The organism is Vibrio alfacsensis (assembly GCF_019670485.1).
Taxonomy (GTDB): domain Bacteria; phylum Pseudomonadota; class Gammaproteobacteria; order Enterobacterales; family Vibrionaceae; genus Vibrio; species Vibrio alfacsensis.
This window is the reverse complement of sequence record NZ_AP024166.1, coordinates 1432685-1457417: the sequence shown is the minus strand read 5'-3', so window position 1 is coordinate 1457417 and position 24733 is coordinate 1432685. Positions and strand designations below refer to the sequence as shown.

25 protein-coding genes are annotated in these 24733 nt (G+C 43.8%); 14 read left to right on the top strand and 11 right to left on the bottom strand.

Annotation, left to right across the window (positions count from 1 at the left end):
• Window positions 1–205: 205 nt before the first annotated feature.
• Complete coding sequence (locus tag VA249_RS21050) at window positions 206–1207, top strand: arginine deiminase-related protein (protein ID WP_221071001.1); 1002 nt, start codon at window positions 206–208, stop codon at window positions 1205–1207.
• Between the two features lie 114 nt (window positions 1208–1321).
• On the opposite strand, the gene VA249_RS21045 is transcribed toward VA249_RS21050, so the two are convergent.
• Entirely contained in the window at window positions 1322–1618 is a 297-nt protein-coding gene (locus VA249_RS21045; protein ID WP_128813460.1) for a hypothetical protein, read from the bottom strand.
• Between the two features lie 117 nt (window positions 1619–1735).
• Window positions 1736–3043 (bottom strand): OprD family outer membrane porin, encoded by a 1308-nt coding sequence (locus tag VA249_RS21040; RefSeq protein WP_221070999.1) that lies wholly within the window; start codon window positions 3041–3043, stop codon window positions 1736–1738.
• Between the two features lie 363 nt (window positions 3044–3406).
• On the opposite strand from VA249_RS21040, the gene VA249_RS21035 reads away from it, so the two are divergent.
• Entirely contained in the window at window positions 3407–4213 is an 807-nt protein-coding gene (locus tag VA249_RS21035) for an FCD domain-containing protein (RefSeq protein ID WP_225923953.1), read from the top strand.
• Between the two features lies 1 nt (window position 4214).
• On the opposite strand, the gene VA249_RS21030 is transcribed toward VA249_RS21035, so the two are convergent.
• The gene (locus VA249_RS21030) at window positions 4215–4745 is read right to left on the bottom strand and encodes a YgjV family protein (RefSeq protein WP_221070997.1); all 531 of its coding nucleotides are present in this window, start codon (window positions 4743–4745) and stop codon (window positions 4215–4217) included.
• A gap of 243 nt (window positions 4746–4988) precedes the next feature.
• Here VA249_RS21030 and uidA point away from each other — a divergent pair, with 243 nt between their 5' ends.
• From uidA to VA249_RS21015, 3 genes are all read left to right on the top strand, one after another.
• Window positions 4989–6827, top strand: a complete 1839-nt coding sequence (gene uidA, locus VA249_RS21025; RefSeq protein ID WP_221070995.1) for a beta-glucuronidase — start codon at window positions 4989–4991, stop codon at window positions 6825–6827.
• Window positions 6828–7280: 453 nt separating this feature from the next.
• The gene (locus tag VA249_RS21020) at window positions 7281–8639 is read left to right on the top strand and encodes an MFS transporter (RefSeq protein ID WP_221070993.1); all 1359 of its coding nucleotides are present in this window, start codon (window positions 7281–7283) and stop codon (window positions 8637–8639) included.
• Window positions 8640–8762: 123 nt separating this feature from the next.
• Window positions 8763–9143, top strand: coding sequence for a hypothetical protein (locus VA249_RS21015; RefSeq protein WP_061896161.1), 381 nt, complete (start codon window positions 8763–8765; stop codon window positions 9141–9143).
• Window positions 9144–9257: 114 nt separating this feature from the next.
• Here VA249_RS21015 and VA249_RS21010 read toward each other — a convergent pair whose 3' ends face one another.
• The 5 genes from VA249_RS21010 to VA249_RS20990 form a co-directional block, all read right to left on the bottom strand.
• Window positions 9258–9950 (bottom strand): hypothetical protein, encoded by a 693-nt coding sequence (locus VA249_RS21010; protein WP_221070985.1) that lies wholly within the window; start codon window positions 9948–9950, stop codon window positions 9258–9260.
• Window positions 9951–10053: 103 nt separating this feature from the next.
• Window positions 10054–10680, bottom strand: coding sequence for a bifunctional 4-hydroxy-2-oxoglutarate aldolase/2-dehydro-3-deoxy-phosphogluconate aldolase (locus tag VA249_RS21005; RefSeq protein ID WP_221070983.1), 627 nt, complete (start codon window positions 10678–10680; stop codon window positions 10054–10056).
• Window positions 10681–10699: 19 nt separating this feature from the next.
• Window positions 10700–11638 carry a sugar kinase gene (locus VA249_RS21000; RefSeq protein WP_221070981.1) on the bottom strand — a complete coding sequence of 313 codons (939 nt, stop codon included), beginning with the start codon at window positions 11636–11638 and terminating at the stop codon, window positions 10700–10702.
• Window positions 11635–13056, bottom strand: a complete 1422-nt coding sequence (gene uxaC, locus VA249_RS20995) for a glucuronate isomerase (protein ID WP_221070978.1) — start codon at window positions 13054–13056, stop codon at window positions 11635–11637. The genes VA249_RS21000 and uxaC overlap by 4 nt, the downstream gene beginning before the upstream one ends.
• A gap of 50 nt (window positions 13057–13106) precedes the next feature.
• Window positions 13107–14567 carry a fructuronate reductase gene (locus VA249_RS20990; RefSeq protein WP_221070976.1) on the bottom strand — a complete coding sequence of 487 codons (1461 nt, stop codon included), beginning with the start codon at window positions 14565–14567 and terminating at the stop codon, window positions 13107–13109.
• Window positions 14568–14991: 424 nt separating this feature from the next.
• Here VA249_RS20990 and uxuA point away from each other — a divergent pair, with 424 nt between their 5' ends.
• On the top strand, window positions 14992–16179 hold the full coding sequence (gene uxuA / locus VA249_RS20985) for a mannonate dehydratase (RefSeq protein ID WP_221070974.1): 1188 nt from the start codon (window positions 14992–14994) through the stop codon (window positions 16177–16179).
• A gap of 72 nt (window positions 16180–16251) precedes the next feature.
• Here the strand turns inward: uxuA and VA249_RS20980 are convergent, their stop codons facing one another.
• Window positions 16252–17139, bottom strand: coding sequence for a LysR family transcriptional regulator (locus VA249_RS20980; protein ID WP_221070972.1), 888 nt, complete (start codon window positions 17137–17139; stop codon window positions 16252–16254).
• Between the two features lie 148 nt (window positions 17140–17287).
• Here VA249_RS20980 and VA249_RS20975 point away from each other — a divergent pair, with 148 nt between their 5' ends.
• From VA249_RS20975 to VA249_RS20950, 7 genes are all read left to right on the top strand, one after another.
• Complete coding sequence (locus tag VA249_RS20975; protein WP_221070969.1) at window positions 17288–17824, top strand: nuclear transport factor 2 family protein; 537 nt, start codon at window positions 17288–17290, stop codon at window positions 17822–17824.
• Between the two features lie 132 nt (window positions 17825–17956).
• Window positions 17957–19042, top strand: coding sequence for an alpha/beta hydrolase (locus tag VA249_RS20970; RefSeq protein ID WP_221070968.1), 1086 nt, complete (start codon window positions 17957–17959; stop codon window positions 19040–19042).
• A gap of 13 nt (window positions 19043–19055) precedes the next feature.
• Window positions 19056–19598, top strand: coding sequence for a peroxiredoxin-like family protein (locus VA249_RS20965; RefSeq protein WP_221070966.1), 543 nt, complete (start codon window positions 19056–19058; stop codon window positions 19596–19598).
• Window positions 19599–19728: 130 nt separating this feature from the next.
• Entirely contained in the window at window positions 19729–20967 is a 1239-nt protein-coding gene (locus VA249_RS20960) for a DEAD/DEAH box helicase (protein ID WP_221070964.1), read from the top strand.
• Window positions 20968–21116: 149 nt separating this feature from the next.
• Entirely contained in the window at window positions 21117–21335 is a 219-nt protein-coding gene (locus VA249_RS24165; protein WP_225927137.1) for a hypothetical protein, read from the top strand.
• 69 nt (window positions 21336–21404) lie between these two features.
• Window positions 21405–21599 (top strand): helix-turn-helix domain-containing protein, encoded by a 195-nt coding sequence (locus VA249_RS24160; RefSeq protein WP_225927136.1) that lies wholly within the window; start codon window positions 21405–21407, stop codon window positions 21597–21599.
• 544 nt (window positions 21600–22143) lie between these two features.
• Window positions 22144–23244 (top strand): RNA-guided endonuclease TnpB family protein, encoded by a 1101-nt coding sequence (locus VA249_RS20950; RefSeq protein WP_221070962.1) that lies wholly within the window; start codon window positions 22144–22146, stop codon window positions 23242–23244.
• A gap of 115 nt (window positions 23245–23359) precedes the next feature.
• Here the strand turns inward: VA249_RS20950 and VA249_RS20945 are convergent, their stop codons facing one another.
• Entirely contained in the window at window positions 23360–23968 is a 609-nt protein-coding gene (locus VA249_RS20945) for a hypothetical protein (RefSeq protein WP_221070960.1), read from the bottom strand.
• A gap of 231 nt (window positions 23969–24199) precedes the next feature.
• Here VA249_RS20945 and VA249_RS20940 point away from each other — a divergent pair, with 231 nt between their 5' ends.
• Window positions 24200–24445: a hypothetical protein gene (locus VA249_RS20940; RefSeq protein ID WP_221070958.1), complete on the top strand. Its 246-nt coding sequence runs from the start codon at window positions 24200–24202 to the stop codon at window positions 24443–24445.
• Here VA249_RS20940 and VA249_RS20935 read toward each other — a convergent pair whose 3' ends face one another.
• Window positions 24446–24721, bottom strand: coding sequence for a hypothetical protein (locus VA249_RS20935; RefSeq protein WP_221070956.1), 276 nt, complete (start codon window positions 24719–24721; stop codon window positions 24446–24448).
• Between the last annotated feature and the right edge of the window lie 12 nt (window positions 24722–24733).

Here is a 24733-nt window from a genome sequence, read left to right as displayed (position 1 = left end):
ATGATTGAGTGGTTGTATGGGGTGTTAAAGCCTCAGGCGTGCCTTATTTACTGAGGCCTCTCTTAGTTGCAATAAAAAGTCGCGACATCCGGATACTAATCAGGAATTATTGCTTCTTGGTGCGCAATTTACTCATGAAAACAGCAAAACTTTTCTTAACATTAATTTTACAATCGTTTCATTCTAGTGAGAAGGAATGTATCGGATGCTATTAAACGAATCAGTGCCTCAGAATGCACAAGGAAAAGAAGAAAGTACGCAAAGTACTCTACGCCATACCGCTAACTGTGTGGTAATGGTTCCGCCCAAAGAATTCCGATTTAATGAGGAAACCGCCCAAGACAATGAGTTTCAACACCATGTGTCGTTAAGTCAGGATGAAATCACTCACCGCACCATGGCTGAGTTTGCCGCAATGGTTCAGTCTTTACGTAAAGAGGGTGTGCAAGTTGTCGAATTTGACTATCCATATACTGAGGTCGCGACACCTGATGCCGTATTTCCCAACAATTGGTTTAGCACCACCCCTGACGGTACGCTGTACACTTTTCCGATGGCGTGTGAAAACCGCCAACATGAAGTACGTCCGAAAGCATTAGCGGCAAGTTTGATTCAGTCTGGTCGTGAAGTGTACCAGCAAGATTCATTGACCGAGTATCTTGACGAGCAAGCGTATCTAGAAAGCACCGGCGTGATGGTGTTTGATCATTTAAACCAAACCGTTTATGCCGCGTTGTCTCAGCGATGTGATCGTTTAGTACTAGAAGATTACGCAAAACGTATAGGGTATGATCGTGTGATTTCTTTTCAAACCCGTTTGCCGTCGGGGGCACCGGTGTATCACACCAACGTTATGATGGCAGTCGGCGAGCAGTTTTGTGTGATATGCGATGAGGTGATCCCAGAGTTTGAGCGTCGTTTTGTTTTGAAATCTCTAGCCAAAGATAAACAAGTCATCTCGATTTCCATTGATCAAATGAACCAGTTTTGCGGCAACATTTTACAACTGGAAACCGTGCGAGGCGATAAGGTCATCGCCATGTCTCAATCGGCTTACGATGCATTCTCTCCAGCACAAAGAAATCAGCTAGCGACACACGGTAAATTACTGCCATTTGATGTTTCGACCATCGAATCTATTGGTGGTGGTTCGGTACGCTGTATGCTTGGAGAGGTATTTTTACCAAGTAGAAAGCCTGTATTGTAAGCTAGCCTAGCCGTTAAATAGAAATGCCACTTTATAGATAAAGTGGCATTGCTTCGAGTTGTAAGATTATAGCGTAGTTGCAAGCCATTAGCGTAGTAGTCGACTCTTGGCGTGTTAGCGGTATTTAATGGCGGTATACATGCTGCTCCACTCTCGCATCATCACTAAATAGTTTGGGTCATTGATGCATTGTTCAGGAGACCCTAAGCCTGTTACGGCCATCTCCCAACCTTTTCTTGCACTACAAATGATGTCTGTTGTCATGTTTTCTGTGTTATCTATGGGATGTTCGCTTGCATAGGATTGCAATTGAGTTACTGAGAATATGGCTTGATCCGCATCCGTTGCATGAGAGACTGAACTGACGGTGAATGCTAGAACTGCGGTACTGACGAGAATGATATTTTTCATAAACCCTCCTTGTTTCATGCTAAATCTTGTTTCTTGCTAAATATAGCAGAGAGGGTTGTAGAAAAAGAAAAAGTGGCAATAGGAGATTGCCACTTGGAGTATATTGAGCAGAGACAGTTAGAACAAACTGAAGTCGTAATGAGCGGTGAGTTTAATGTCGTAGTAATCTAATTTGTCACCAAGCGAGCTACCATCTCTATATTCTTGTGCTTTATTTAAGATTGCCGATGTTTTAAAGCCTTTCATAGGTCCTTCTTGAACGGTATGGCTCAAAATTAGGTTTGCTCCAAGACCTTCAATATTCACATCATGATCTCGGTCTTCATAACCATCGGTCACCACGAGAGCTAAGCCCATATCGAATGATGGTGAAACTTTGTAAAAGCCCCCAAGTTGCCATGAGAACATGTCATAGTGGTTACGGTCGATACTTTGGTCAAATGGGAAACCAATATCAGTATCAATCTCTGGGTTTCCAGGCAGTCTTTTACCGACTTGGCCAAATGATCCCATCACAGTGACGCGTTCTTTGTTCCACAATAATTGTCCCGATACTGCGTATGTATCATCATCAACGTTATTATCTTGAGACCATCCAATTGGTTGCGCATAAAAACCGACATATTCTGCTTTGAAGAAACCTTTTTCAGGGTCGATCCATGTGTGGCTACCACGGCTCATGACTTGCCATGACATTTCTTCTTGATAGCTTGCACCGAGTGATAACATGGTTTTTTCGTTATCCCAAACGCCTGCAATGGCATAGTTTGGTTTTTTATCTACTTCAATTAAGTACTTATCGCCCGATGGTGCCAGTTTAATGTCGGTTCTGAACCCCTCATCTGTCCATTCTTGATAGTAACCGCCCGCATATTTTTGACTGTACATCCCGTATAAATGAAAGTTATCGAATGTCCCCTCGTAGAAAACGCCCTCATTTAGAGATGGCACAGTACGAACTGAAGAGTATTCAATTAAAGGAATTTGGTATTCAAGTGAACCATATCGGTAATCAGTACCAAATTGACCGATCTTAATATTGGCCCAATCACCAAAATCTAAACTGAGGTTGGCGTAGTTAATCGTGAAACTTTCATGGCCATCTAGATAAAAGCGCGATGATTTCTCTGGGTCTGCGCGTAGTTTTTCAATGTGGTATGTACCTGCTTGGATGCTTACGGTATCCATGATCTGACCGGATTCAAAATCAAACAAGAAACCTTGGACCCAAGCATCAATTTTAGGTCCGTAAACCCCATCACTAGCACTTGGTCTTTCTGCATTACGATATTCATTTCTCAATTTAACGTCGAGTGATGAATCTTCGATAAAACTAGCAAATACAGGTGTTGCAAATAATTGGCATCCAAGAGCCACTGCGATGCAATTGGATATTGTCGTTTTTTGGATTAGGCATTTTTTCATTGTTATATTCCGGCGTAGGGTGTTTTTATGTATGCCAATATATAGGCTGACTATTTACGACCCAATATTGGTATGCCATTTTGTTGATCGATAACACATGGAAATAGTTTTCGAGTGACCGAGATCACTTGCATATGCACGATTTTTACGGAATTTTGAACTCAACAAACTTTTAGTAGTTCATTTTGGTATTCCGAATGATAGAATGTTGTCTTAAAGCATGACTACTTTGCGTTGGTGTACAGAACGCCGAGCGTATATGGTTTACCATATCAACCATTCAATAAGGTATGTGTTCAGAATGAACGATATGGATGGTTCTTCGTGAGAAAACGCAAGCGAATGAATAGGATGAAAGTGACAATGTCTAACGAAAATAAAACAACACAAAATAGCCGTCGCTATGTTTCCATTGGTTTGGATTTGCTTAAGCAGCTAGAAAAAGGTGCGTATGCGATAGGTGAAAGGTTACCTACTGAAAGGGAAATTGCTGAGCAATATGACGTAAGCCGTACGGTTATTCGTGAAGCGATTATCATGCTGGAGCTGGAAGGGTTGGTTGAGGTTCGTAAAGGATCTGGCGTCTATGTCGTCGCACTTCCAAACCAGAATCGCTCAGAAGCTTCTGGTTCAGCGCAACCTTTATCATCGGTGCAATGTTTGGATGGTACCGATATTGGTCCGTTCGAAATGTTACAAGGAAGACAGTTGATTGAAAGTAACATTGCCGAATTTGCAGCAACGCAGATCACCAAAGCTGAAATCATGAAGATGCGTAAAGTGCTAAGTCTAGAGAAACAAGCACTTGAATCTGGTGAATACGCAGAAGATCACGATAAAGAATTTCACCTGTTGATCGCAAAAGCGAGTAAGAACACATTCCTGATTGAAGTGTCGGAATTGATGTGGAGAAAGCGTGCTGAAAGTAAAATGTGGGCTCAATTACACAGCCACATTGATACTTCGGAATACCGTTTAAAATGGTTAGAAGATCACGCAAAAATCCTATCAGCTTTGCAACGTAAAGATCCACAAGCTGCAAAGCTGGCGATGTGGCAACATTTAGAAAGTGTGAAGAATACCCTGCTCGATCTTTCAGATGTTGAAGATGAGAGCTTTGATGGCTACCTCTTTGATTCCTACCCTATTTTTAACGCGAGCAATGGATAAGTTAAGCTTCATTACTGCTTGAGATATCGCAAAGGTGTTTGCGGCGATGAGATAAGTACATTGTCGCAATAACCTTTATATTCAATAGAATAAAAAGCCCTTCTGTTATTGTCCCCCCAATTGAACCAATAAGTAAGTTATTGGTAAACCAGCAAGTTGAGTTAACCAGAATTAGCAGTCGCATTTGCATTCCATCACATCGATATAGCGCATATGTACCGATACTTGCACCAATCATAGTGAGGATTTCACTTTGGTATTGAAGTGTGGCTAAACCGGTAACCCAAATTAGGATAATAAATAGTGTTGCGACCGCAGGCGATCGAGTCTTGGTAGAGAAGTAACTCCGCAACGCTGCAATGAATGTGACTGCGGCTGAAGCTAAACTCCCGAGCAGAATAAAGTGAACGAGTATCGCTAATTGAAACCAAGTGAGTCGTCTTTTGAACTTCTCACCATTTGGGTTCCAGAATGCTGTTGCGCCTAAAAACAGAGCGATAAAACCAACCCATTGTGCAAAATCAATCGTCATATATTCACTATTTTAAACGGTATCTACGTTGCGGGCGACCTTATCATAGTTTATTTGGTATACAGGTTAAGGCGGTTTGTTTTGTGATTTGGTGCACCAATTGGTTATAAATCTATACTTGCGTGATCTGTGTCGCGGAATTGTCTGGGTTTGATCTCTATATTGGTATTCCAGTTGCCGAGGAATGTTTTCTCGAACAATATTTACAATAATATAACTCTACTGATAAAGATCGGAGCATTTATGACTGCGTTTTTGTACCCTCAAGAAACAATGACTCGTCGCGTTAAAGATATTAGCGGCATTTGGCGCTTTAAGTTGGATACACGTAACGAAGGTCGCGTTAACGACTGGAAAGATGGTCTAACTGACACAACAGATATGGCAGTGCCGTCAAGCTACAACGACATCTTTACTGAAAAAGAGATGCGCGACCATTGTGGTGATGTGTGGTACGAAACAGAAGTGATGATCCCATCTGAGTGGAAAGACAAAGATGTATTCGTTCGCTTTGGCTCTGCAACCCACCAAGCAATTGTATGGGTAAACGGTGTCGAAGTCGCGAGCCATGTTGGTGGTTACATGCCGTTCGCTGGTCTGCTAAATGATTGCATTAAGTTTGATCAAAAGAACAAAGTTGTTGTGGTTGTGAATAATGAGCTTTCACGTACAACCATTCCATGTGGTCATGTTGCTGAGTACGAAGATGGTGTGCGAGAAGTTAAACCTTGGTTCGACTTCTTTAACTATGCGGGTATTCACCGCCCAGTTAAGCTAATGGCACTACCAAAGCATCGTTTAAGTGATATCACAGTCATTACTGACTTTGAGGGTACGGTTGGTAAAGTTGACTATACGCTAGAAGCGAATCTTCCGGTCGGCGCACAGGTCAGCGTAAAACTTTATGATGCACAAGGCACTCCAGTTGCAGAGCATACTGGTGTAAAAGGTCAATTAAAGGTTGAGAATGTTAACCTGTGGAAACCTGGTGAAGGGTACCTATACACATTAGAAACGTCGATTGAAGTGGATGGTGCGATTGTCGACCAATACCCACTAGAAGTTGGTATTCGTACTGTGAAAGTTGAGGGGACTAAGTTCCTAATTAACAATGAACCTTTCTACTTCAAAGGCTTTGGCAAACACGAAGATTCAGACCATCGCGGTCGTGGTTACGATCCAGTTGTAAACCTACGTGATATGGAACTGATGGATTGGATCAACGCAAACTCCATGCGTACATCGCATTACCCTTACGCTGAAGAGTTCATGCAGTTAGCGAACCGTCGTGGTTTGGTTGTCATTGATGAGACACCAGCAGTTGGTCAATGGGACATGATGATCAGTGGTGGTGGTATTGCAGGTGCTGGCGCGGGTGCTGGTGGCTCTGAAAAACTGAAATTCTTCGACAACGAAGACGTGAAAACAGAAGGTTTAGCGGCTCAAAAACATGCGATTGAAGAGTTGTTTAAGCGTGACAAAAACCATCCATGTGTTGTGATGTGGTCATTATCAAATGAACCGGATACATCACAAGAAAGCTCGAACGAATACTTCCGTCAAGTATTTGAATATGCACGTACTCAAGATCCACAAAATCGCCCACTGACATTCGTAAACTTTATGATGGCTCCGTATGGCAAATGTCATGCACATCAGCATGCCGATGTTATCTGTCTAAACCGTTACTACGGTTGGTACATCATGGGCGGCATTGAGATGCGTGATGCTGGTAAAGCATTTGCGAAAGAGCTAGCAGGTTGGGCTACCGAGGGTAAGCCAATCATCATCACTGAATACGGTGCAGATACGACGGCTGGTGTACACAAACTGCCAAGTGTTCAATGGTCAGAAGAGTACCAAGTTGAATACCTAGACCAACAGCACTTTGCATTTGATAGCTGTGATGCGGTTGTCGGTGAGCAAATGTGGAACTTTGCCGATTTCCAAACATGGGAAGGCATTATTCGTATGGATGGTAACAAGAAAGGCGCATTTACTCGTAACCGTCAACCTAAGATGGCTGCCCACCACTTACGTAAACGCTGGGCAAAAATTCCAGATTTCAAATACAAGAAATAATCGCAGAAAGTCACGTTAACTGACATTCCTTTGTTAAGGGGCCCTTGTGGCCCCTTTTTTGTTATATGGGCACCCACAAGGCATTTTGCCTTAAATGTACTGGCATCGGATTCAATTGGGTAGCGATTAATAAATGGAAGCGGCACACCAATTATTTGAGAGTTAAATAAAATTACTGAACCTTAATCACAAGTACATCACTCCTTTTAGCCATGAACAAAGGGCAGTTTTATACTGCTCTTCGTTGTATTTGTCGTGAGTAGTTGGATTCTTGAAGACAAGTGCGATATTGGGATGTGGTTCACCATTTTTCCATATTTGTCTTTTTGGTATGCAAAGGGTGAGTTTGAGCACTTATTGGTATTCCAATGTTTTGTATAATTAGTCGCATATAAAGCAAGTAGCACTACTACTGCATTAACTCAAAATACAACGTGAACGTAAGGGAATAAGATGAAAACGATATCCGTATCAAACAAAGTTGGCTATGCCCTTGGGGATTTAGCTAACTCACTGACTTTTGGTATGAGCTCCATGTTTTTGCTGGCTTACTATACTGATGTTCTTGGTATTTCGGCCGCTGCGGCTGGTACGCTATTTTTGGTTGCTCGTGTTTGGGATGCGATAAACGATCCTATGATGGGGGCGTTGTGTGACAAATTGTTTGCTAAACGTCGTGGTGAAAAATTCCGTCCTTTCTTACTAAAAGGCAGTTGGCCGGTCATCATTGCCGCCATTCTTGTATTTTGGGCGCCTGAGGGACTGACCGATGTTCAGAAACTGATTTGGGCTTATGTCACTTATATTGTATTTGGTATGGCATATACCTTTATCAATATTCCTTACGGTTCACTTGCTACCGTAATGACTAACGATCCCGCTGAGCGTGCAGGTCTATCGGGTGCTCGCGCGTTTGGAGGCATGATGGGCATGGTTAGCTGTAACATGATTATGCCTTTCTTACTTTCGTTCTTTGCTGATGACTTATCGAAAGCCTATTTGTATGGCGTAACTGCTCTTGGTGTTGTTTCTTTTATTTGTTATTTGCTGGCATACCGCATGACAGAAGAGCACATCAAACATGAGCCGACTGATAATGCAGACTTTGGCTTTAAAGACACCATCAAAACATTAGGCAAAAACGTTCCGTTTCTTTGTGTGAGCGTGGCATCAATGCTGATGTTAACCGCAATGTTGGGCCAAGGCAGTGTGCTTTACTACTACTTATCGCTAAACCTCGATGGTGCACTTTGGTTTATTTCTTTGACGGCGGTTGTACAAGTTGTGACAACCATTGTTGTTGCGCCAAGTGTGGGTAAATTGTCAGCCCGATTTGGAACCAAAAAGCTAATGCTAACGGGCTTTGCTGGTGCCGGTATTGCTTCTATGGTCAGCTTCGTATTACCAACCAGTATCTATGGCGCGATGGTGTTCTATATTGTTGGTATGCCATTTATGCTGCTTCCAAACATTCTTATCTGGGCAAACGTAGCTGACTGTATCGACTACAACTATGAAATTTCTGGTCAGCGTCAAGAGGGTATTATTTACTCCAGTTACTCTTTCATGCGCAAAATGGGTCAAGCAATAGCCGGATTTATTGCTGGTATGGGGTTAAGCATGGTTGGTTACAATGCGGCTTTAGACGTTCAAGCGGACTCTACTCTGATGGGCATTAAAGCATTTATGTTTGCGATGCCAAGTATCGCAATGGCGGGTTGTTTTGTTCTTTACTACTTTTTCTGGAACTTAGAGCCAAAAGCGGAAGAACCTACCGAGAAACCAAAAGAAGCGGATGCGCAAATCGCATAAACGGTCATAAAGGCACTGACTTGCAATTCCAGTCAGTGCCTTTTTTCTTTATGGCATTCGGGAAATTCTAGGTACGAGCGTGGCGAGGTAAGCCTGATGTACCTAGCACTGATGAGACTGAATATGAATACTTACATGAATGTATTAAATTGGACGGATGAACAGATCCCACATCGATTGTGGATTGAGAAACAAGAAGACGATACCACTCGCTTGTGTATGAAGATTGTTAAAGATAGTGAGCCAGAAATGCTCTACCTGAACTTAGACGCAAGCCAAACCTGTATTCTTAATGCATGGCAGGGAAGCGCATTTCCTGTCACTGATGCTTTTGATGATGGCTGTGTCTATAGCCAAGTAAGAAGTTTGCTTAATTTACCTCAAGGTTGCGTTTTATGGTCTTTGACGCACGTATTGCTCCCTGATGGTAAGAAAATATCGACCGATAAATTGGGATTTATTCCCGGAATGCGTCAACATAATGGACATCTTATTTCTGTTTAAATTGCCATTAAGTACACAAGTTTCAGAGAGTACGCTTAATTCGGGATAAGACAACAGAGTAAAAGCCCCTTTATTGTTCGGTTCAATAAAGGGGCTTTTGGTGTCTGTATAATTTTACTTTATATATCTTAATAACGATTGAATACCATCAATAGGGCTAGTAAGAATAGGGATGAATGGGTGACTGAACGTTGCGGCAGGCGCCATGGATGCTTGGGCAAGGATAATGACACTGTTTGAGGGAGCGTTTTCCAATGTGGATTCGATGGCCTTGGATATTGATGTAATATACGCCGAATGGTCACCGTTACTGTAGTGCTGCCATGCGTGAGGCACAATAGTGACATGAATCATCTCGCAGACTGATAATGGCGTTTTCTCTGCACTTTGGCACACCAATTTATAAGTGGGAGACACCGTACTCTCTGCTGCTGCCAAAATATAGAGATGACGAAATCTGACGGCCTTTTCTGCCATTGCTCTATCAATTCGGACAACCTTAGAGGAAAGTCCTGATGTCGTTTCTGCGTATTCCCCGATGCTAGAGCACGTACAAACTATCAGATCAAAGCCTTGCCTTGCGATGTTTTTGATGCAGGCGTGCACCACGCTTTCTATGCTTTGGGCGCATGTTATGTTTTGCGAGTTATTTACGGCTTGCGATGGCGTGCTCTCTATCGCCTGATCCAATAAAGACTCTTCAAGGAAATGAGAGATTTGTATGTTGGAAGTTGGAAGTAAATCGTCGATATAGGGTTGAAATAGAGCGATGTTGCTACGAACGGTATGTAAAAAAGCGATTTTCATGTGTTTTCTTTTACAAGAAAGGCCTCCTGCATGAGGAAGCCTTGGAATTGAAAGGAAAGTATAAAATCAAATAGAACGAGATTAACTTGGTTATCTATGCGGATTAAGCAACTAAATCTGCTGCCTCACGAGTGAGTCGGGCAATCTCATCCCAGCGGCCTTCATTGATCAGCACTTTGTCCACCATCCACGTACCACCACAAGCTACGACACGTTCAAGGCTAAGGTAATCATTGACGTTGTTAGGATTAATCCCGCCTGTAGGCATCACTTGAATTTGCGTGTAAGGCGCTAAAAGCGATTTCAGCATATTGATGCCGCCAGATGCCTCCGCAGGGAAGAACTTAATCGTAGTAAGGCCGAGTTCTAGCGCTGCTTCAACCGCACTTGGGTTGTTTACGCCCGGGACGATGTCAATGCCGATTTCTTGACATGCTTTCACTGTATTTGGGTTTAAACCCGGAGAAACAACAAAAGTCGCGCCTGCTTCTTTGGCTGCAATGGCTTGTTCTTTATTGAGCACGGTACCTGCACCAATTAACATGTCAGGTTGCACCTCTCTGAGTAGGCGAATAGCTTCTGCCGCGGCATCTGAGCGAAAGGTGATTTCTGCCGCAGGTAGGCCATTTTCAGCCAGTGCTTTACCCAGTGGGATGATGTCTTCTGCACGGTCAATGGCAATAACAGGAATCACTTTTATCTCTGCAAGTTGCTCTGCGATGGTTTTCATTGTTTAAATCCTATTAATATCAAAGAGAAAACTGAATATGTTTCATGGTGTCAGTTGGAATAATAGCGCCCTTATGCTGAATCACGAGTCCAGCAAGCAGATGCCCTTGCTTTGAACATATACTTGGTGATTGGTTTAGTAGCCAACCAGCCAAGAAGCCAGCATTAAATGAGTCACCGGCGGACGTCGTATCGACCACTTGTTTCACAGGCTGAGTCGGAATTTCTAACGTTTCATTGGTCTTGAAATTGCAGTAAATATTGCCTTTCGCACCCATTTTAAGAGCGACCTGCTTTACGCCTTGTTGCTTCAATCGTTGTAGTGAAGCATTTTCATCGCTGTCGCCCCAAAGTGCTTGTTCATCGTCGTTTGTGACTAAAGCAAGGTCGGTGATAGCGAAGATTTGGCGATAGAAATATCGAGCCTCTTCCGCATTCTCCCAAAGGGCTGGTCGATAATTGGTGTCAAAGGCGATTTCGATGCCCTGTGACTGAAGTTGAGTCAACAAGCCAATCAAACGAGTGCGATCATCACGTGGTAAAATCGCCAAACTGATGCCACTTAAGTACACCATATCGACGTGAGAGAGTGCTTGCTCAACTTTTGAAAAATCTGGATGTTGGAGTAAGTGTCGAGCCGCCGACTGATTGCGCCAGTAAAGGAAAGTTCTCTCTCCCTTGCTGTCGAGTTGAATCAGGTATAGTCCTGGTTGGCGTTTATCATCACGCAAGACCAAATCAGTATTGATGTTTTCGCTTTTCCAGCGCTCTAGCATTCCTTGACTTACGGCATCCTGTCCAAGTGCTGAAACATATTGAATGTCGATCTGCTTGTTTGTGGTTCGGGCCAAGTAAACGGCAGTGTTGAGTGAGTCTCCGCCGTAGGACTGCAGCATAGAGCCAAATGGTTCACCATTTAACTCGATCATGCACTCTCCTATAATCGCGATGCGTTTCATGCTTGCTCTCCTGGTAACGTAAAGTAACGTTTCGCATTGAAATAACAAACATTTTCAACCATTTGGCTAAGAAGTTGGGCATCGTTTGGCGCTTCGCCTTTTGCGACCCACTGACCAATCATATTACACAGAATACGGCGGAAGTATTCATGGCGCGTGTACGATAAAAATGAACGGGAGTCTGTCAGCATACCAACGAATTGGCTAAGCAATCCTAGTTGAGACAGCTGCTGCATTTGTCTCTCCATGCCGTCTTTTTGATCGTTAAACCACCAGCCAGAGCCAAACTGCACTTTTCCTGCAATGCCACCCCCTTGGAAATTACCAATCATGGTCGCCATCATTTCATTATCGCGTGGGTTTAAGCAGTACAGGATAGTTTTAGGCAGTTCATTAGTTTGATCCATGTCATCGAGAATGTGTGCCAGTTCGAATGCAAAAGGGCGATCACCGATAGAATCAAACCCAGCGTCAGCGCCAAGTAACTGAAACATGCGGGAGCTGTTGTTGCGCTGAGCACCAATGTGTAATTGCATCACCCAGCCGCGTTTTGCGTACTGTTTTCCTAGCCAGACTTGAACGGCAGTTGTGAACTGGTCGACTTCCTGCTCTGTCAGCGTTTGCTCGTTGAGGCGACGGCTCAAAATAGTGTCGAGAGTACTTTCACTAGGAATCGAAGCGTAACGAACCACTTCTATGCCATGATCGGCAGCGCGACAGCCATGATGAGCAAAGTAATCTAGTCGAACTTCAAGTGCTTTCAGTAGATCAGAAAAGCGTTGGATCTCAATATCAGCACTCTCACCTAGTAATGCCATGTATTCATTGAACCCTGCCAATTCAATTTTGAATGCGCGGTCTGGACGCCAACTTGGTGCAACTTCCACGTCAAAGGTCGTATCTGCTGCGATGGCTTTATGGTGCTCCAAGGTATGGATTGGGTCGTCGGTCGTGCCCGCCATGACGACGTTCATTTGCTTCATGATGCCACGAGCTGAGAAGTCAGAGGATTGCAGCAACTCATTACCATGATGCCAAATTGAATCAGCGCTTTCTGGGCCGAACAAAACACCAGAGATGCCAAAAGGACGTCTAAGTTCAAGGTGAGTCCAGTGATATAAAGGGTTACCTAAGGTTTGTGGAACCGTTTTAGCCCATGCTTGAAACTTGTCTAAATCTGACGCATCACCGGTGATCAGAGATTCTGATACACCTGCCGCTCGCATTGCACGCCATTTGTAGTGATCGCCCTCTAACCAAATTTGGCTAAGGTTCTCAAATTGGCGGTTTTCAGCCACATCTTTTGGGTTTAGATGACAATGGTAATCATAAATTGGCAGGTGTTTGGCATGGTTGTGGTAAAGATCACGTGCGACGTCTGTATCTAGTAGAAAGTCTTCACATAAAAAGGTTTTCATATTGGGGCTCCAGGCCAAGCGAAATAAGGCTTCCGCTTGGGCTTATTGAATTAAAGAGAAGCAACGGCAGCACGTGCGCCTTTGGTTAGGATCAGTTGGAACGCTTTGGTAACCTCTTTGACGAAGTTTTCATTTTGAATGAGATCCGTACCGAAGATTGACTCAATAGCCAGAAGCTCTTTTACTGCGCCAGTTTCAATGCCATGCTGTGTGAAAATCGCTTTGAATCTGTCACTCATTGGGTCTCTAACATCGATCTCTTGACCTTTTTCATCGACACCCGCGATGTAACGCATCCATCCTGCTATACCCATTGCAAGCCAGCGATAGTCGCTATGGTTTGCAAGGTGGACACGCAATGAACCGCCCATACGCTGAGGAATTTTTTGGCTCCCGTCCATGGCGATTTGCCAAGTTTGATGTTTTAAACTTGGGTTAGTAAATCGCTCAATCAATAGTTTTGCGTAAGCGGTTAAGTCCGTTCCCTCTGGCATAGATAGTGTCGGTGCTTGTGCTTTTAGCATCATATCGAGCGCCGCTTTGCGATAGTTATCATTGGTCATCGTATCAGAGATATGCTCGTAACCACCTAAGTAGCCTAGATATGCCAAAAACGAATGGCTACCATTAAGCATGCGAAGTTTCATTTCTTCAAAAGGCACGACATCAGTAACGAACTCTGCACCTGCCACGTTCCAAGCTGGACGTCCATTTACAAAATTGTCTTCGATAACCCATTGACGGAACGGCTCACAAGCAATGCCACATGGATCTTCGTGACCAACAAGATGGGCGATTTCTTTGAGGGTTTCTGGCGTAGCCGCAGGAACAATACGGTCTACCATCGTGCATGGAAACGTTACGTTTGCTTCAATCCAGCCTGCTAAGTCTGTATCGATTAGGTAGGCGAAATCTAGGATTGCGGCTCTTGCGACGTGTCCGTTCTCTTGAACGTTATCGCATGACATGACAGTAAATGGTTTGAGCCCTGCTTGCTTGCGCAATCTTAACGCTTCGACGATGTAACCAATTGCTGAACTCGGAGAGTGAGGCGTTTCTAAATCCTGTTGGATGAGGGCATTTGTTTTATCTAATCGACCTGTTGCAGGGTCTGCACAATAACCTTTTTCAGTGATGGTCATTGATACGATAGCAACTTGCTCTTCGACCATTTTATTCAAAACGGCTTCTTTGCCATCAAGTGCCGGGTGTAGGGACTCTGTTACCGCTCCAATCAATTTTACTTCTGTTGATTTTGCGCCTTTTTCTGCAACGGTGTATAGGTGGTCTTGTGCTCTTAGCTGTGTGATGAGGTCTTCACCACCAAATAAGTTGATCTCACAAATCCCCCAATCACTGCCAGTTTTTTCGAGCATTTCATTAGTGAACAGCGCTTGGTGTGCTCGATGGAATGCACCAAAACCTAAATGAACGATACGACTCTTGAGCTGAGAACGTGAGTACGTAGGCTGAGGTAATTGAGTAAAACGGTCGGTAGAAAGCGTGGTCATTGTGTTCTCCATCTAAGCACGGCAAGCAGTTAACGGTGCCAAAGTGCCCTAAATCTGTTTGTTAAGCGCCTTTTTAATAATTGGTTTACCAAAAAATGAGTTGAAACCAGTATCTGTCATTAGGGCTATAAGTAGTGTCATCTTTGATTGTGCAGGTTTTGCGCAACAAAATCAGTCATCGCTATTATAAGTTTAAATTGATTTTGGTATGCGTGATTGTGATCACAAATGCTTTGGTATACCAAAATTGGGGTGTTTTTCGTGATTTTGGTCAATCAATTGTATGTTGGTGTTTGACTCAATGTAGGTCAAGCATCAGTATTTGCTTCATGTTTTGGGGATGTTGTTATTGGTATACCATTATCAACTATGCGGTAGGCATAACTCTTCTCCATGTTGAATAGTAATAAGAAAAGGTATCGATATGGAACAAACTTGGCGTTGGTACGGCCCGAATGACCCTGTGTCGCTAGACGATATTCGTCAAGCTGGCGCAACTGGCATTGTGAATGCTTTGCACCACATTCCAAATGGTGAAGTGTGGTCAAAAGAAGAGATTTTAAAACGTAAAGCCATCATTGAAGAGAAAGGCTTAACGTGGTCAGTGGTTGAAAGTGTTCCTGTTCACGAAGAAATTAAAACTCAGACGGGCAACTTCCAACAATGGATCGATAACTACAAGCAAACGCTACGTAACCTAGCTGAATGTGGTATCGACACAGTATGCTATAACTTTATGCCTGTACTGGACTGGACGCGCACGGACCTAGAATTTGAAATGCCAGATGGTTCACGAGCGCTACGCTTTGACCAAATTGCATTTGCGGCATTTGAGCTACACATTCTCAAGCGCCCTGGCGCACAAGCGGATTACACCGAAGCTGAACAAGCGCAGGCGCTGGAATACTTTAACAACATGACGGCGGAGCAAATCCAGCAGCTGACAAGCAACATTATTGCGGGTTTGCCGGGTGCAGAAGAGGGGTACACGCTAGAAGAGTTCCAAGCGCAACTTGATCGCTACGCTGGTATCAGTAAAGATAAGCTGCGTGAACATATGGCACATTTCTTGGCAGAATTGATGCCAGTGTGTGAAGCGCATGGCTTGAAGTTGGCAGTACACCCAGACGATCCACCGCGTCCAATTCTTGGCTTGCCGCGCATTGTTTCAACCATCGAAGACATCGACTGGTTGACAGAAAAAGTGCCAAGCAAGATGAATGGTTTGACCATGTGTACCGGTTCTTACGGTGTGCGTGGTGATAACGACTTAGTTAAGATGATTAAAAAGCACGGTGACCGTGTTTACTTCACTCACTTGCGTTCGACCAAGCGTGAAGAAAGCAACCCGATGACATTCCACGAAGCGGCGCACCTTGATGGCGATGTGGATATGTACAATGTGGTGATGGCGATTCTGGATGAAGAACAACGCCGCGCAGAAGTAGGTGATCACCGTTTGATCCCAATGCGTCCTGACCATGGTCACCAAATGCTGGATGACTTGAAGAAGAAAACCAACCCAGGTTACTCAGCCATTGGCCGCTTGAAAGGCCTTGCTGAAGTGCGTGGTTTAGAAATGGCACTGAAGCGTGCTTTCTACACCAAGTAACGATTTACAATGTAAAATCTCTTTTAAAAGCGCAGAGTTTCGGCTCTGCGCTTTTTTATGTTAAGAGAGCCGTTAAGTGTTGGGCAGTTTGTCTTTCAGATAATCAATCAAGCTGCGAACCTTAAGAGGCGTATATCGGCTTTGTAAGTACACGGCATTGAAAGGCAAGTTTTGCCCTAAATAATCACTCATGACTTGCTTGAGTCGGCCTGCTTTAATGTGCGATTCCACCATCCAAATTGGTAGTATTACTATACCCATTCCCGTGAGTGCGACTTCTAACAGTACATCGCCGTTGTCACTTTGAAAGTTACCACTAACCGCTACGGAGTGTTCTTTATCTTCTTTTGTAAAACGCCAAATATTGATCTCTTGCATGCCAGAATAGATCAAACAGTTGTGTTGTGTTAGATCATCTGGCTTTTTCGGGGTTCCATTTCTGTCTAAATAACTCGGAGCCGCTAAGGCTAACATCGGGTTATCAAATAAATGGCGTGCAACCAGCGTTGAATCCTCTAATTGTCTTGCTCGAATCGCCACATCAATGCCATCGCTGATCAAGTCGGTGTGTCGATCACTGAGCCGTAAATCCACTTTGATATCAGGATAGCGCTGGAAAAACTCGGCCATAATGGGTGCAAGCAGAATGCGACCAAACGCAACGGGTGCAGAGATACGCACTGTTCCTTGCGGAGAAGCTGTCTCCGATCTTGCCGCAGTTTCGGCTTCATCCAGTTCACCTAAAATATCAACGCAAGTTTGATAATACCTCGCCCCTGCTGGCGTTAAAGCATGATCGCGACTGCTTCGAGCAAGAAGTTTGACGCCGATTTTCTTCTCTAACGCTGCCACTTTTTTGCTGATCGTCGTTTGTGAGGTCTTCATCTCACGGCCCGTGGCAGAAAAGCTGCCCGTTTGTACCACTCGAACAAATGCACGCATTGCGCTTAGTTGATCCATTAGTGTTCTCAATTATTCCAAATACGAATAGATGCTAGTCATTTTAGCTTAGTTTTAGTCGCTTTTGTTTAGTTCTATTATCCCTACCAAGCCGCAAGACAACGCTGCACTAAGAATTACTAAGATTAGATAGCCACTGGAGGCACTCATGGATATGCAACAAAAATTACAACAACTACTTGATAAACAAGATATTACAGAAGTTATTTTTCGTCATGCTCGTTCTTTAGATCGTATGGACGCAGAGCTGATGAAATCCACTTATTGGGAAGATGCCATTGAAGACCATCAAGACCCTATTTTCCCAGACTTATTTTTCTACAACGATAATGCTCACGCTTTTGTAGAACCAGCAATGAAAGGTTTTGAAGCGATTAAGGTCACTCAGCACCGTATCAGCAACGTTCTCATCGAAGTGGATGGTGATACTGCAACAGCAGAGAGCTATGTGTGGGCGTATCACGTGCACGAAGAAGATGGTGTCGACAAAGAGGGCATTTTAGGTGGCCGTCACTTGTACCGCTTTGAACGCCGTGATGGTGTTTGGAAAATGGTGCATCGCTTTACTGTTTTCGATTGGAACCAAAACCAAAATGCGAGCGCAGTATGGTCTCCTGATTTTGAGAACAAATACGTTGGTAAACGTGACGAGGCAGATGAGAGCTATAAGTACATCAGTCGTTGATTTCATCCTATAGCATGTAGACCGCTCAAGCTATGAGCTGATCGCTTATATTTACCCTTGCGTTTAAACGACTTGGCGCAAGGTTTGCCGCTTCAAAATCGATACTAGTTATTGTATCGGGAGGAAACTTCCATGAAATACCAAAATATGATGCTCCCTTTTGTAACCGCATTATTAGGCTTAAGCACCTTAACATCGGGATTTGCATATGCTGATGATGCATCTCAAGGTAGCGCATCGCACCAGACTAACCCTTTGATTGAGAGTCAATCATCAACAGGAATACGTAGTCGGATTGATCCTGCGCTAACCGCACCGTTATCTATGTTACCTCCCCAGTTGAGTGACATTACCCGAGACTCTGTTGACGAAGTTCGAGAACTGATGGCACCAATGCTGAAAGCCAAAGGTGTTGCAGGCGTTACCGTGACAAAACGTCAAATAGAGACAAAAGATGGAAAGGTTAATATTTATATCTATCAACCTGATGGGATACTAAGTACCGCTAAATCTGGCTTGTTTTGGATCCATGGTGGTGGCTTCATCTTTGGTAGTGCTGAAACTGATTTTGCCGGCATGTTTGCTAAAGCAGTCAATGCGACCGTTGTTTCAGTTGAATACCGATTAGCACCTGAGCACCCATTTCCAGCTGGCCATAATGACAGCTACGCGGCTTTCTTATGGATGGTCAGCCACGCACAAGAGTTGGGCGTTGATCCACAACGTATAGCAATTGGAGGCGAGAGCGCTGGCGCTGGCATGGCGGCTAGTTTGGCTTTGCGTAATCGTGATGAACACGGACCAAAAATTGCCCTGCAGCTATTGTTGTACCCGATGCTAGATAACTTGCATGCAACACCATCAGGATCAGTCGAGGACTATCCAGTTTGGAATCGCCAAACCTCTTTTAATGCGTGGGAGATGTATTTAAATGGCACGCCTGGTGAAGATGCCTCTCCGTATGCGGCCGCCGCAAGAGCAAAAGATGTCAGTGGGCTACCAAAAACTTACATTACGGTGGGTACGGTTGACTTGTTCCGTGACGAAGTGATTGACTATGCTCAAAGGCTCATGGATGCAGGTGTGTCGACTGAGCTTGCCGTATTCCCTGGCGTATATCACGGTGGTCAGATGTTTGTGCCAGATGCTTCGGTATCTAAGCAGATGTCTAAAAGTTATATCAATGCCTTACAGAATGCACTTAAAGATGATCGATAGAGCAAAAGGAAAAATGATAATGAACAAATTCAGCGCAGGTGATTTATTTCCGTCTATTTCTTTGCCAACCTTTGATGGCAATACTATTGAGGTGGGTCAGCCATCTGAACCAGCTACTTGGCGATTAGTGGTGGTGTATCGAGGCAAACATTGCCCATTATGTACACGCTACTTGAACGAGTTAGAAGGGCTTAAAGCGAAGTTCTTAGAAATTGGTGTTGATATTGTGGCGGTATCAGCGGACAGCAAAGAGCAGGTCGCGAAACATATGGAGCAGATCTCAGTGAACTTTCCTATTGCTTACGGCTTGAGTGTAGAACAGATGCAAACCCTTGGTCTGTATATCTCAGAGCCGCGTTCAGAAAAAGAAACGGACCATTTGTTTGCTGAGCCGGGTTTGTTTGTGGTTAATGATCAAGGTCGAGTGCAAATTATTGATATCTCGAACGGTCCATTTGTTCGTCCAGATCTAAATGTGCTGCTTTCCGGCATAGCATTCATTCGCGATCCTGAGAACAACTACCCAATCCGAGGTACTTACCAACCATCGAAATAGTGTTTCATGTCGAAGGGGCTGGTATAAAATTGGATGGTTCCTAAAAAGATTGTGGTAAAGTCCGCGCCTGCGATTTACTGCATCTATATTGTTTTACTGCCTCTTCAACCAAAAGCACAAGGTTAAGCTAATGCCATTTTCTACTCTTTCACTGAGTTCAGAGCTGATTCACGCACTGCCAAAAGACTTCAAGAAGCCAACCGATATTCAAGCTTTGGCCATTCCTGAGCTACTCAGTGGTAAAGATGTATTGGCATTAGCGAATACAGGCAGCGGAAAAACCCTTGCTTATGGTTTGCCTTTGTTAGAAAAACTAAGTGTAAATCCAGAGCAAAAAGCGCTGATTCTAGTACCAACGCGCGAGTTGGCGACACAAGTGAGCGAGGCGATTAATCAAGTTGGTCAATCTCTTGGTCTTAACGCGGTGTGTTTGTGTGGTGGCGTTGATAAAGATCTTCAACTACAAGCACTTGCGGCAAATCCTCACATTTTGGTGGCGACAACAGGTCGATTAGTTGATTTGGCAAACAACGGTTTGGAGCTGAGAAATATCCATTACCTTGTGTTGGATGAAGCCGATCGCTTGCTGGATATGGGCTTTTGGCGAGACGTGCAAAATATCGCTGGGCTGATTTCAAACCAGCGTCAAACGGCGATGTTCTCAGCAACGTTTTCAGATGAGTTGAAAAGTAAAGCACAGTTGCTTATGCACGCACCAAAGCAAGTCGCAGCGCATCAAGAAAACAGCACCAATCAAGATATTGCTGAAACGCTGTATCTCGTCAACAAAGGCAGCAAAACCAAAGCGTTGATTGAACTGATCAAGCAAAATACATGGGCGCAGGTACTGGTATTTATTGGCGCGAAAGAGAACGCTGATGGTTTGGCGAAGAAGCTGAATAAAGCGGGTATCACAACCAATGCGCTGCACGGTAATAAGAGCCAAGCAGAGCGAGAAGAAGCATTGGCGCAGTTTAAATCTGGGCAAACACAGGTGCTAATTGCCACCGATCTATTGGCGCGCGGTATTCACATAGAGCAGTTGCCAGTCGTGATTAACTTTGAGTTGCCAATGCACGCAGAGACTTACGTTCATCGAGTTGGACGTACAGCACGAGCGGGTGAACAAGGTGTTGCTATCTCATTGGTATGTCATGGCGAAATAGATGCGCTTACGGCTATTCGCAACCTGACTCAACGTGCATTACCTGTACAAGATCTAGACGGGTTTCCTGTGACGGATAAGCCATCAACAGGCGAAAGCAAACGTGCGCCACGTGATAAAAAAGCGAATCGTCGCACGCAAGGCAAAAACAGTATTAAACAGTTTAAAAGTAAGCCGAAGCATAATACATCACGGTCAAATTGATTTATTGTGGCTGGAACCACATGGTTCTAGCCACAATAGTGATGCATTACTATAGCTGACAAGTCGCGCCATCTTCTGGGACTAAGACAAAGTCCGAAATATTATTCATCATCGATGAATTCGTTTAGCTCAGTTCTGGTCAGCGTTGCATGGCTCGCCGGCTTGAAAGCGACTTCACTAACCGTTTTCCAGCCATCAACGTTGATCACAATGCTCTGTATGTTGAGGAAGATAACATCATCACATCGGCAGGCATTGCGGCAAATATTGACTGTAGCTTACATGTTTTCCGACAATGTTATGGAAGCAAAGAAGCAAATCAATTAGCAAGGAAAATGGTTGTCTCACCGCATAGAGAGGGTGGATAGGCCCAGTTTATTGACTGGCCTGTACCGTTAAACACAGCAGACAGCAGAATCAATGAGCTATTAGATGTTGTGAGAAATAACATCACGGCCTCTTACACATTAGATGAACTTGCCGATTCCGTTATGCTTACCAGACGAACATTTACGCGTAAGTTCAACAAAGCAACGGGAATGTCATTTGGGCAATGGCTTATGACTGAACGTTTACATCAAGCGCAGGAACTACTGGAAGAAACGGACCTTTCTATATTAGCGTTTAAATAATTAAAAAATGGGCTCACGATTCGAACAGGGTGAACTCGTGCAAAAGGCACTTGCTTCACTGTCAAATTAAAAATCAAGGCTACAATTCAGGCTCAATATCGATATTGCAACCAAGCCTTTCTAGACTAGACCTTTCCCTTGAAAACTACACAACAACCCTGAGGACTAACCGAACTGAACCACTCTAACACATAGCATTAGCAGAACCTCCCCACCAGCAGCCAACTATTATCTATCTGTGTTGCTTGAACTTTTATCAGTTACTCACAATTTCAGTGCATAATTTGTTCACAAATTGCACTGGTGAGGCAAGGCCATGAATTTAAAGACAAAGAGAAACAATTTTCTCGCTAACAAAATTTCATACCTCCCATATAGGCCAAAAAAACTGTTCTATTTAAGCTTTAGATTTATCACTTTTGCCGAAAAACCATGTCGTTCAGGGCATGGATGAAAGGCATAGCAACGTGGTCGTAAATGGTGTTAATTAGTCTGCCATCCTTGTTTAATACTGCTATTATATACAGTATTAGAGTGCCTAGAGATGACCATCCAAAGAGCCTACAAATACAGGTTTTACCCGAACAATGAGCAAGCGAGACTGCTTGCTCATACGTTTGGCTGTGTCCGTTTTGCGTTCAACAATGCCTTGGCTTTTTCAAAAGAGCAGTACGAACAAGGCAATAAAACCTACCTCGCAGACTGGAGCAAGCAGTTAACTGCGCTCAAAAAGCAGTCTGAGTTTAGCTGGCTAAAGTCGGTCTCTAGCGTTGCGCTACAGCAATCACTAAGTCACTTGGACAAGGCATTTAAATCGTTCTTTGAGTCGGGGTTTGGATACCCAAGATTCAAGAGCAAGCGTAACAAGCAATCCGCTTGTTTCATGGCGAATGCGTTTAAGTGGGACGCTGACAAGCAAGCATTAACACTCGCCAAGATGAAATCGCCCCTGAACATTAAGTGGTCGAGACCATTCCATGGAACGCCGTCCTCCTGCTATGTCAGTAAAACACCGACAGGTAAATATTTCATTTCCATTCTTGTTGAGGAAGAGGTGGCGGCATTGCCCAATCTCAATAAGAGTGTTGGCGTGGACGTTGGGATTAAATCGCTCGCCGTTTGCTCTGACGGCTTAGTTTTTAAAAATCCGAAATCGACGAAGAAATACGAACGCAAGTTAGCTAAAGCTCAACGTAAACTTTCCAAGAAGACGAAAGGTTCTAATAATTTTAATAAGCAACGCATCATCGTGGCAAAGATCCACGAGAAGATTGCAAACTGTCGTGTTGATTTCACGCATAAAATGACAACGAAACTGATAAACGAAAACCAAGTGATCTGTACCGAGTCATTGCGAGTTAAAAACATGGTGAAAAACAAAAAACTAGCAAAAGCAATTAGTGACGCAAACTTTGGCGAAATCGTCAGGCAGCTAGAATACAAAGCTGCTTGGTATGGTCGAACCGTGTCTAAGATTGACCAGTGGTTCCCAAGCTCTAAATTGTGTGCTTGTTGTGGGGCTGTATATCAGGGCAAATGGTCACTTGCTATTCGTGAATGGCGATGCGACTGCGGTTCTGTAAACGACAGGGATTTGAATGCCGCTAACAATATCCACATAGAGGGGTTACGGTTAGCAGCTTAAGTATTTGTGGTGGTAGGGACTACCAACACGTTAAACGCCTGTAAGAGACAATGTAAGCCGACTCGATTTTAGTAATGGAGCGCAAATGTCGCCGATGACAGGAATCCACACTCCTTTAGGGGTGTGGTAGTTCAATGTTACCTTTACCTTTACGGAAAGCTAAGCCAGCAAGAACTAGCGCCCAGAGACCCAGAACTGAAGACTCAGGAACGTCAACAGATGCAATCGGACTCACGGTAAAGGATGCGTCAAAGTCCCATTCACCACCGCTTCCATTTCGACCGGCATCATAACCAAAAAATAGAACGCCACTAAAGTCTAGAGCATCTTCATCGATAGACTTCGTATAGTCACCACCCTCTAACCAATTTGTGTAATCGAAAATTCCTACACTTAAAAAGCCATCATATAAAATGAAATTACCACTCCAGCTAGTTGTTAAGGGATCACCAGCTAATTCGATATTGGCCCATGAATAAGATACGGATGAAATATAAGTATCTTCTGGTAACATTAATCTCCAAGCGGGATCAAAGCATGACAAGAGGCCTATCCAGCAGGAATCGCCGGTTATAGAATTTTCACCCAGGCCTAGCTCAAAGGTTTGACCTGAAACTATTTGACCGTCTACATCCTCATCATAAATCAACCCTGCACTGGTATTTACAGAGAACAATAGAGCAGAATAAGAAAAAGCCTGAGTTAATTGCTGTTTGAGTTCCATTTTAAGCCCTTTTGATTTTGTGTTAATGGAATTAATAAAAAGGCAAAAATGATACCAATAGAAATAGTTTAATTTATTTAATGAGTTACTGGGAACAACTACACATTTGAACGTATTTTTGTAAATTATTTCGACACTAAACTCAAATCGTGACCTTAAACAGGCTGGTGGCTTTTTGAGCTAGGGCTAATTGGTACAATATCCACATCTCAACAACGATAGGAATTTATCATGCCTAAGCAGGATTTCTTTGGGATTCGAAAAGTAGGTATTTATGAAGAGTTTACCGAAGCTGAAAATTTCGAATCACTGAAAAAACTAATAGACGAACGTGATTACGACCGTTTCGTAGTTAGAATCACCCACAAACGCAATAGACTCGACGTCGTAATGGCCTCAAGCGTTTACTTTAGCGCAGGCATTGGAGGCCATCACCCAAGCCTTGCGAGCATTAAACGCCAGTGCGAGAACGCCTAACTAAGACATAAATGGAATACCAACGCGCATTAGATCTTGCCAAGTGATTGGTTCCCCATTTTGTTTAACAGGCGTCTCAAATACCTCATTAGCAAACTCTGACCAAAACATAGCGCGTTTTTTGCAAAGAAAATCAAGCGCAAGCTCCCCACCAGGACACACAATAAACTCTAAGTGAAACTCTGGATGGGGCTGCTGAGGCCAGGCGTACGCCTCACTCACAATGCCACTCAATCGCATTGCCACCTCTTTCAGGCACAAGATTTCCGTACTCATTGCCACAATCTC